The sequence below is a fragment of the Candidatus Clostridium eludens genome, from assembly GCF_045310515.1.
Taxonomy (GTDB): domain Bacteria; phylum Bacillota; class Clostridia; order Clostridiales; family Clostridiaceae; genus Clostridium_B; species Clostridium_B eludens.
In genome coordinates, this window is record NZ_JBJHZX010000089.1 from 1 (window position 1) to 7082 (window position 7082).

7 protein-coding genes are annotated in these 7082 nt (G+C 27.1%); 3 read left to right on the forward strand and 4 right to left on the reverse strand.

The window, feature by feature from the left end; translation table 11 throughout:
• The first annotated feature begins 820 nt into the window (after nucleotides 1-820).
• Entirely contained in the window at nucleotides 821-1072 is a 252-nt protein-coding gene (locus ACJDU8_RS24835; protein ID WP_406794872.1) for an AbrB/MazE/SpoVT family DNA-binding domain-containing protein, read from the forward strand.
• Between the two features lie 342 nt (nucleotides 1073-1414).
• Here the strand turns inward: ACJDU8_RS24835 and ACJDU8_RS24840 are convergent, their stop codons facing one another.
• Together ACJDU8_RS24840 and ACJDU8_RS24845 are read right to left on the reverse strand one after the other, a co-directional pair.
• Nucleotides 1415-1780: a ribbon-helix-helix domain-containing protein gene (locus ACJDU8_RS24840; protein WP_406794873.1), complete on the reverse strand. Its 366-nt coding sequence runs from the start codon at nucleotides 1778-1780 to the stop codon at nucleotides 1415-1417.
• Entirely contained in the window at nucleotides 1773-2531 is a 759-nt protein-coding gene (locus tag ACJDU8_RS24845; RefSeq protein ID WP_406794874.1) for a ParA family protein, read from the reverse strand. The genes ACJDU8_RS24840 and ACJDU8_RS24845 overlap by 8 nt, the downstream gene beginning before the upstream one ends.
• A gap of 2621 nt (nucleotides 2532-5152) precedes the next feature.
• On the opposite strand from ACJDU8_RS24845, the gene ACJDU8_RS24850 reads away from it, so the two are divergent.
• The gene (locus ACJDU8_RS24850; RefSeq protein WP_406794875.1) at nucleotides 5153-5458 is read left to right on the forward strand and encodes a type II toxin-antitoxin system PemK/MazF family toxin; all 306 of its coding nucleotides are present in this window, start codon (nucleotides 5153-5155) and stop codon (nucleotides 5456-5458) included.
• 62 nt (nucleotides 5459-5520) lie between these two features.
• Nucleotides 5521-5688, forward strand: coding sequence for a hypothetical protein (locus ACJDU8_RS24855; protein ID WP_406794876.1), 168 nt, complete (start codon nucleotides 5521-5523; stop codon nucleotides 5686-5688).
• A gap of 539 nt (nucleotides 5689-6227) precedes the next feature.
• On the opposite strand, the gene ACJDU8_RS24860 is transcribed toward ACJDU8_RS24855, so the two are convergent.
• A complete protein-coding gene (locus ACJDU8_RS24860; RefSeq protein ID WP_406794877.1) occupies nucleotides 6228-6578 on the reverse strand; it encodes a winged helix-turn-helix transcriptional regulator in 351 nt (116 codons plus the stop codon).
• A gap of 93 nt (nucleotides 6579-6671) precedes the next feature.
• Nucleotides 6672-6866 (reverse strand): 4-oxalocrotonate tautomerase DmpI, encoded by a 195-nt coding sequence (gene dmpI / locus ACJDU8_RS24865; protein WP_406794878.1) that lies wholly within the window; start codon nucleotides 6864-6866, stop codon nucleotides 6672-6674.
• Nucleotides 6867-7082: the final 216 nt, after the last annotated feature.

The window sequence follows — 7082 nt, forward strand, 5'->3', positions numbered from 1 at the left end:
TTAAGGCTTATATACTCTCTAAGGTTAAAGATTTTGAAACTATAAATGCAGTAGTAACAGAACTGACACATGATGAATTAATGAAAGAACTAGGACTAAAAGAATACTAAAGGTGTGTTATACAGGTGTTATTCCTAGTAAGTAAAGATTTAATACAGAGCGTGTGTAGTATAAATAAAGCTGTAAAGAAAAAAACTGCATTTTAAAGCCGCATAGAAGCCATTTAAATTATGCGAATTGTTTTGGATAATTTTGTTCATTAAAATAAAAAAACGCCTCATATGGTCTGTAAAAGCTTTATATAAGCTAACTATATAAAAACAGTATGATAGCCAATCATACTGTTTTCGTTGTAATGAGAAAAGAAAAATTATAATTATATTTGAGTTATACTAACTATGAAATCAACTTCATAAATATGATACATTGTTTTAAAACATATGTAAAATAAATATTGTCACTAATGAAAGATAATATAATAACTAGACATTATATTTCTTTTGACTAGTTTTATCTATACGCAAATATCATTTAAGGCCAAAATTAACTTTGTAGGGCGATTAGTATTATTTCAAATGGTCTTAAATTCATGCAAAAATCAAAAATAATAAACTTTAAATTCCTTTTAATTACTCCGAATATCTATACGATACCAATATATAGAAAAATGGGATTTATTTATATTAGCACTTAAAATTTTCATTAGTGAATCGGTATATATTTCCTATAATTTCAAAATATTAACCTTTTACTTATCATTTCGATGTATTATTATTAAAGCTATACTGTAACATTAGAAAGCTTGGAGGAATGATAACTAATGAAGTCCACAGGAATTGTAAGAAATGTTGATACACTAGGAAGAATAATAATACCTAAAGAAATAAGAACGGTATTTTCTATTAATTCGGGAGATGCTTTGGAATTTTTTACCGAAAATGGAGATATATACATAAGAAAATATTCTCCTGGGTGTATATTTTGTGGGAGTATGAATGGTATGATCATATTTAAAGACTTATATATCTGCAAGGAATGTAAAGAGGATTTAATATATTTAAAAGTTGAATAAGAAATTTGCCAATATATACATTATATGTTAATAGTTGAAGACTAACGAAATATACGGCTATGGGCTGTATCCGATGTCCCTTTTTTGTCTTAGAAAAAATGAATGTTATTATTTGGCCTAGTGCCAGCAAAGCTGCTATAATTGCAAAGCAAAGGTTAATATTTGGATTATTAATACTAAATGTGTTTTTACGTATGTATTAAATCAATAAGAGACTATAAAGCTTAACCTTTGTAGCCTCAATATTTTACACATAATTTAGTCTATAAAGATTAGTTTGATGGCTATGTTGCCATAACCCATGTCATTAAACAACGACATGTTTATATTAAAAGAGCAGTGTCATTTACCGAGTGCTTTTAAATAGTTTTCTAAAATTTCTTCTAGAATTGCAGACCTAGACATATTCACTTCTTCTCTAAAGCTGTCTAATCTATCCACTAAATCCTTTTTAATATAATTATTAAACTTAATTCGTTCAACTTTTTTTATCATAGGTTTTGGTGCTATCACTGGAATTTTAACTTCATTCATGAATAATTCATTACTATTTTCATTACTGCTTAATGAACTACTCATTATAACTTCATTACCTCTTTCTGATTTTTCTTTTATCTTTTGTTTTGCATTCTCTGCACTTGTTTTAGCTTGTTCTATTGTCATTTTTTCAAACATACTATCTATATCATCTTTTTTGGCTCTAGCCAATTAAATTCACAACCTTTCTAAATGTTTCCATAAATTCTTTTGCCACATCCTTATCATATTCAAATATGCTTTTACCGTACTTACTTGCTTCCGTATATCTCGTCTTATCCTTCACTGCTTCTGTTACTATGTTTACATCAAAAATTTTATATACTAATTCCAGATTTTTAGTACTTTCTTTTGTGGATTTTTTCATGTTAGGTATTACACACTTTATAACACTCGGATCTATGTAAAGCTCTGCTAAATAGTTTGCCACATTTGCACTAGCCCTTATAGCTGCACTTTGTAGTTGGACGGGAAGTACTATTGAATCAGAATTGCATAATGCAGAATCATTAATTTTACTAATTAGACTAGGAGAACAATCGTACAACACATAATCAAATCCCAGTTCTTTTAGTTTATTAATTTTTTCTTCAAACATTTTTTCTGCTCTTATATTTTTACCTAAAATTGTTTCCATTGTTCTTAAATCTCGATTTGAAATTACATATAAATTAGTTCTAACTTCTATTAGACAATTTTCTATAGATACTTTCTTACTTGCATCAAACAATTCATCAAAACCTACATAATCTTTACTTTCCCCATTTAAAAATGTTCCTAAAAAATTTGTAGAGTCTTTCTGAGAATCCAAATCTAAGAGACATACCTTTTTATTTATTTTACTTAACCCAAAAGATATGTTGTATGCTAGTGTACTTTTTCCAATGCCACCTTTTCTATTGTAGAAACTAACTCGTTCCATAATATATTTCCCCAATCTTTTATATTTTTTTCATTAATAATTCATTAGTATATGAAGAATTGCTGATGAATTATTAATGAACCATTCATTAATATATATTCTAAAAAAAAATTAAAACTCCTTCTTATCTTCGGAAATATTTTAATAATTATGTATTTATAAGTTCCTTATTATGAAACATCATAATTTTCATTAAACTTTTAAGAATCATTAATGATCGTTTATGGGATTTGTTGATTTTGTTGGCTGCACTCCAATTAATATTGATACATCAATCAGAAGAAAATGCAGGCTTCTTCATCACTGATTACACTGCCAATAATAAAAAAATAGAAACCAGATTACCTACAATACTAAATTAGGCACTCCGGTTTCTATCCTTTTACGAACTTATTTTTCAAATAATAATCACCTTAAACAATTTTCCTAAATGTAACATCTAAATCTTTCAATTCGATTTGACTAATTAACTTTGTAACTCTATCCTCACTATAGTAAGAGAAATTTCTATAACATATTAATATTTAACTATTTTCATACTTTCTCTAACTTGAATCCTTTAAAACAAGAAAATTCATTATCACTCATAACTTTAATCTAAATAAATAACTAAAATTACTGACTTAGAACTTTTTTAAATAGCTTCAATCTGAGACCTGGACTTAAAAATTAATTTAATCATACATTTGGAGCAATCTACTGTTTTGGTGGACTCACCTCGCTTCTTTTATATTTACTTTCAGTTTGAAAATAGCTATTTTAAAAACTAAAAGTATGTATTAATTAATATTTTTTAATAACTAATTAGGTACCTAAGATTATAATAATAGTATATGCTGAAATTGTCAATATAATCACTCAATTTTAAATATTTAAAATTGAGTGTTATTTCACCTATAGATACTTATTACTTTTCTTTTTTTAATAAGTTATTATTTATCATCTACGGGTAAATTTAACTTCATATATTTACAAATGACTTATTTATTCTTCTTCAATGGTATTTATTAAATATTTTTATTAAAATGGAACATTGTCAAATGGTCTAAAATAGCCATTTGTAAAATTATGTTATGATTTTTTCTCATTTTGATATGTATAGTGTATAAAAAAGGCTTAGAAATTTTATGTCTTAGCGTGGGTTTTGTCGAAAATGTTGGCTACACCCAAAGTAGAAAAGCAGCTCCCGAGAGAACCACTAATCCGATAACCAATATTAGTGTACCCTTTAGATACTACAATAGTCAAGGAGGGGGTATTACATGTTATTCAGAGCTGAAACAATATGTCAGGTTTCTTTATTAAAAAGTTTATTTTTTAATAAATGAATGTATAGAAAAGATAAACAAAATCCTATTACTATACTAATAATTATCCAAGATGCATTAATTTTTAAGTTATATAACTTAGCTGCTAGTAATACTAAATAAGAAAATATAACATAAGAAGAAACTAAAGATATATATTTTTTTTATATTTTTATTTCTTATGAAAAAACAATTAAAGACACCAAATAATATACATGTAAATATCAATATAATTAAATTCTTATTGATGATATTGCATAATATACTAAATGTGTATATAAGAAAAATTAAAACGGAATTAGCTATAGTTACTACTCTATGTACAGTTATTACTTTTTTCATAATCACCTACTATTTTTTTACGTTTAAGATATAATAGCATCATTTTATGTTTACAGTATCTACCATTCAATTCAATTGCATTTTTCCCTAATAGCGTGTACACCCTGTTAAGGGCGTTTTTAAATTGGTTTACTTATTTTTTAGATTTTTCGATATTTCATCTAGTTTTAAAAGAATATTATTTATATCCTTTCTGTAATTTTTTATAAAACCTATAAGTTTTATAAAAACAATAAAAATAATAACAATGAATAAAACATCAATAATCTGAGTAAAAATGCTCATACAATCCCATTGTATAAAAATGTCACTCCTATGTAAATATGTATAATTATATACGTTTATACAATACTTATCAATAAAATCATTTCTAATAGGTCTAATACCAGCGAAGCTGCTATTAGGGTGTTTTTGCCCATCCCTCCAAAACGGGGGATTAGGCAAAAACACCCAGATTTAAGCAATCTTGCTTTTAGTTTGAAATAATTTATAAATAATGGCATGTTATAGATATTTAAAGTAATTTGCAGCAATTAAGAGTACTAAATTTTAAATTTTTATCAAAATTTGATACATTTAAAAAATCAAAAATCACCTATCAGGGTAAAATTTACGCCAAAATTCAAACTTAATATTTTAAAAACTAGTCAAAATGTTCATAATGTCTATTTATTTATATAAACCTATAAGTATCAGTATCAATAATAATCTATCTATAGTATTATTTAGTTAAGTCGTAGGGGTAAATAACTGATAAGGAACACATGAAATAGTATGGTTTATGAAATATATGTAAGACATGAATGGCGGGATTATATCTATAAAACATTTCTGCTATTTTTAAACAAAAATAGTATGAGTTACGTCAGAATGCACACATATGTTGTATACCCTTTCTTCTTAAATTACGCAGTAATCGGATGTAACAATAGTTATTCATAAAAAAGTAAAAGGTAAGTATTGGGGGGAAATATGAGATTTAGTGATATTAAAGAAAGATATTTATACTATGTAAATTTTGATCCAGTTAAAAAGTGTGAATTTGATGGCAACCATTTAACGGTAGTTTTAAAGAAAAATAATGATAAAAAAACTGCAATTGTAGTGCCTCTAACAAGTAAAGAAAATGGAGTAGGAAAAAACAAGCTATTGATACCTACTATAGAAGATTTGCCTGAAAGATTAAAAGGCGATAAGAGTTTTGCTGTATATGACCAAGTAAGGAGTATGAATTTTAGCAGGTTTCAACCTATATACAAGGAAAAAGGTTATCACTAGAAGAAAAATTAAAATTATATAATGAAAAGTTAAATAAATGTATTAATGAAAAAATTGTAAATATGGCTTATGAAATAAAGAAATCTGGAGAAGATGAAGAAAAAATTAAAAGAATAGAAACAAAAATAAAGGGAATAGTATATAATACTCTGGAATACATTTTTACAGAGAAAGAAAAAGAAGATGGAATTGAAGATATGATATTAACAATTTTAGGTTCAAAAAAATAGGTTGAGATTAATACAAAATAATGATATACTTATAATTAAGAAAAGGGAGTGAAATCCCAACATTGTGAGCTAAAATAGACTGGAGAAAGTTCTCTAGTCTATTTTTTACACAAAAAATATGCAGTTACTATTTTGCATGTCATTATTATACTTACTTAGTCCATAATTATTAAATTTCTACCTATTATTGACGCTCATAAGAAATAAAAATATCCTACAATTCAACTATTCATAGTTACCTTATATTGTCATTCTCCCTTATTTATTTTATCATATAATAATCATACATTATTACTGTATTGTCTAATTTTATATGGAAATTTGTATGCCCTCAAGCCATTTATTTATAAGTTCTAGATAGTAATAATATACTATCCTTTTCATAAATAAAAGGGGCTGTTGCACAACTAACAAATAAAAGTTAGGGTGCAGCAGCCCCGTTTTCTGTTCCATTACTACACAAACCACAATTAGCCATACACCAATATTCTGTATGACGTAATTTGTTTTTATAATCATTTCATTTTACAAGCACATATCTAATTGTCGAGTGTCTTTGAATAATTGAATACTTCTTCTGACCAAGCACGTGACCACTCCCCAAATGGACGCAACAACTCCATGAGCTCTTTTCCCCTCGTAGTTAATTGGTAACCATCATTAGTACGCTCTACAATATCGGCTTCTCTAAGTTCCTTGATACGGGTGTTTAATATTGTAGGAGAGATTGACTCACACCGTTTCTGAAGTTCTCTGAAGGTAGAAGAGTCCTTCTGTAAATTCCAAATGATACCCATTGCCCAATTCTTACCTAAAAGATCAAATAGAGCCATAATTGGAACACCAGATTTGGATCCCCTAACAGGTTTACCTGGACATGGAACTGACATATTAATTCCTCCTTAAGAAATATCTCTTAATATAAATTTTGTGAAACGCTCCTCGCTCGTGATAGAAAAGCGAGGAACTTAAGTATTTTTATCTTATTTGTTAGCTAATCTTTCAATCAATGTCTGACCACCAATACCAATACTATCAGGTTCATATTCCTCAATAAAGACAGTGAAAGCACTTGCTGGGGAATTAGTAACTTCAACAGCTACAGAAGTTAATTTCTCAATTAATTCCTTTTTTTTTTCTGGCTGAGTTTTTTTCATTTTCATCGTAATTACTGGCATAACTGCACCTCTTTCTAATATATATTTAATATGCCTGCTACAAAAAAAGTAGCTTGCTACTGATATTATAGCATGCTACTTTTTTTGTAGCAACATTTTTTGAAATTTTATTAAATGAATGCCTCAAGTGAAGGGTAATGGGCTGACGTATGGACAGTTTAATGTAAATTAATGTATAAAACATTTACAGGATAAAATTATGTAGAAAACCGCCTT

What these genes read in the sequence shown, in the direction of transcription:
- ACJDU8_RS24835 (WP_406794872.1), top strand. Translation starts at nt 821, where the DNA reads ATGAAGTCCACAGGAATTGTAAGAAATGTTGATACACTAGGAAGAATA.
- ACJDU8_RS24845 (WP_406794874.1), bottom strand. Translation starts at nt 2,531, where the DNA reads ATGGAACGAGTTAGTTTCTACAATAGAAAAGGTGGCATTGGAAAAAGT.
- ACJDU8_RS24850 (WP_406794875.1), top strand. Translation starts at nt 5,153, where the DNA reads ATGAGATTTAGTGATATTAAAGAAAGATATTTATACTATGTAAATTTT.
- ACJDU8_RS24855 (WP_406794876.1), top strand. Translation starts at nt 5,521, where the DNA reads ATGGCTTATGAAATAAAGAAATCTGGAGAAGATGAAGAAAAAATTAAA.
- ACJDU8_RS24860 (WP_406794877.1), bottom strand. Translation starts at nt 6,578, where the DNA reads ATGTCAGTTCCATGTCCAGGTAAACCTGTTAGGGGATCCAAATCTGGT.
- dmpI (WP_406794878.1), bottom strand. Translation starts at nt 6,866, where the DNA reads ATGCCAGTAATTACGATGAAAATGAAAAAAACTCAGCCAGAAAAAAAA.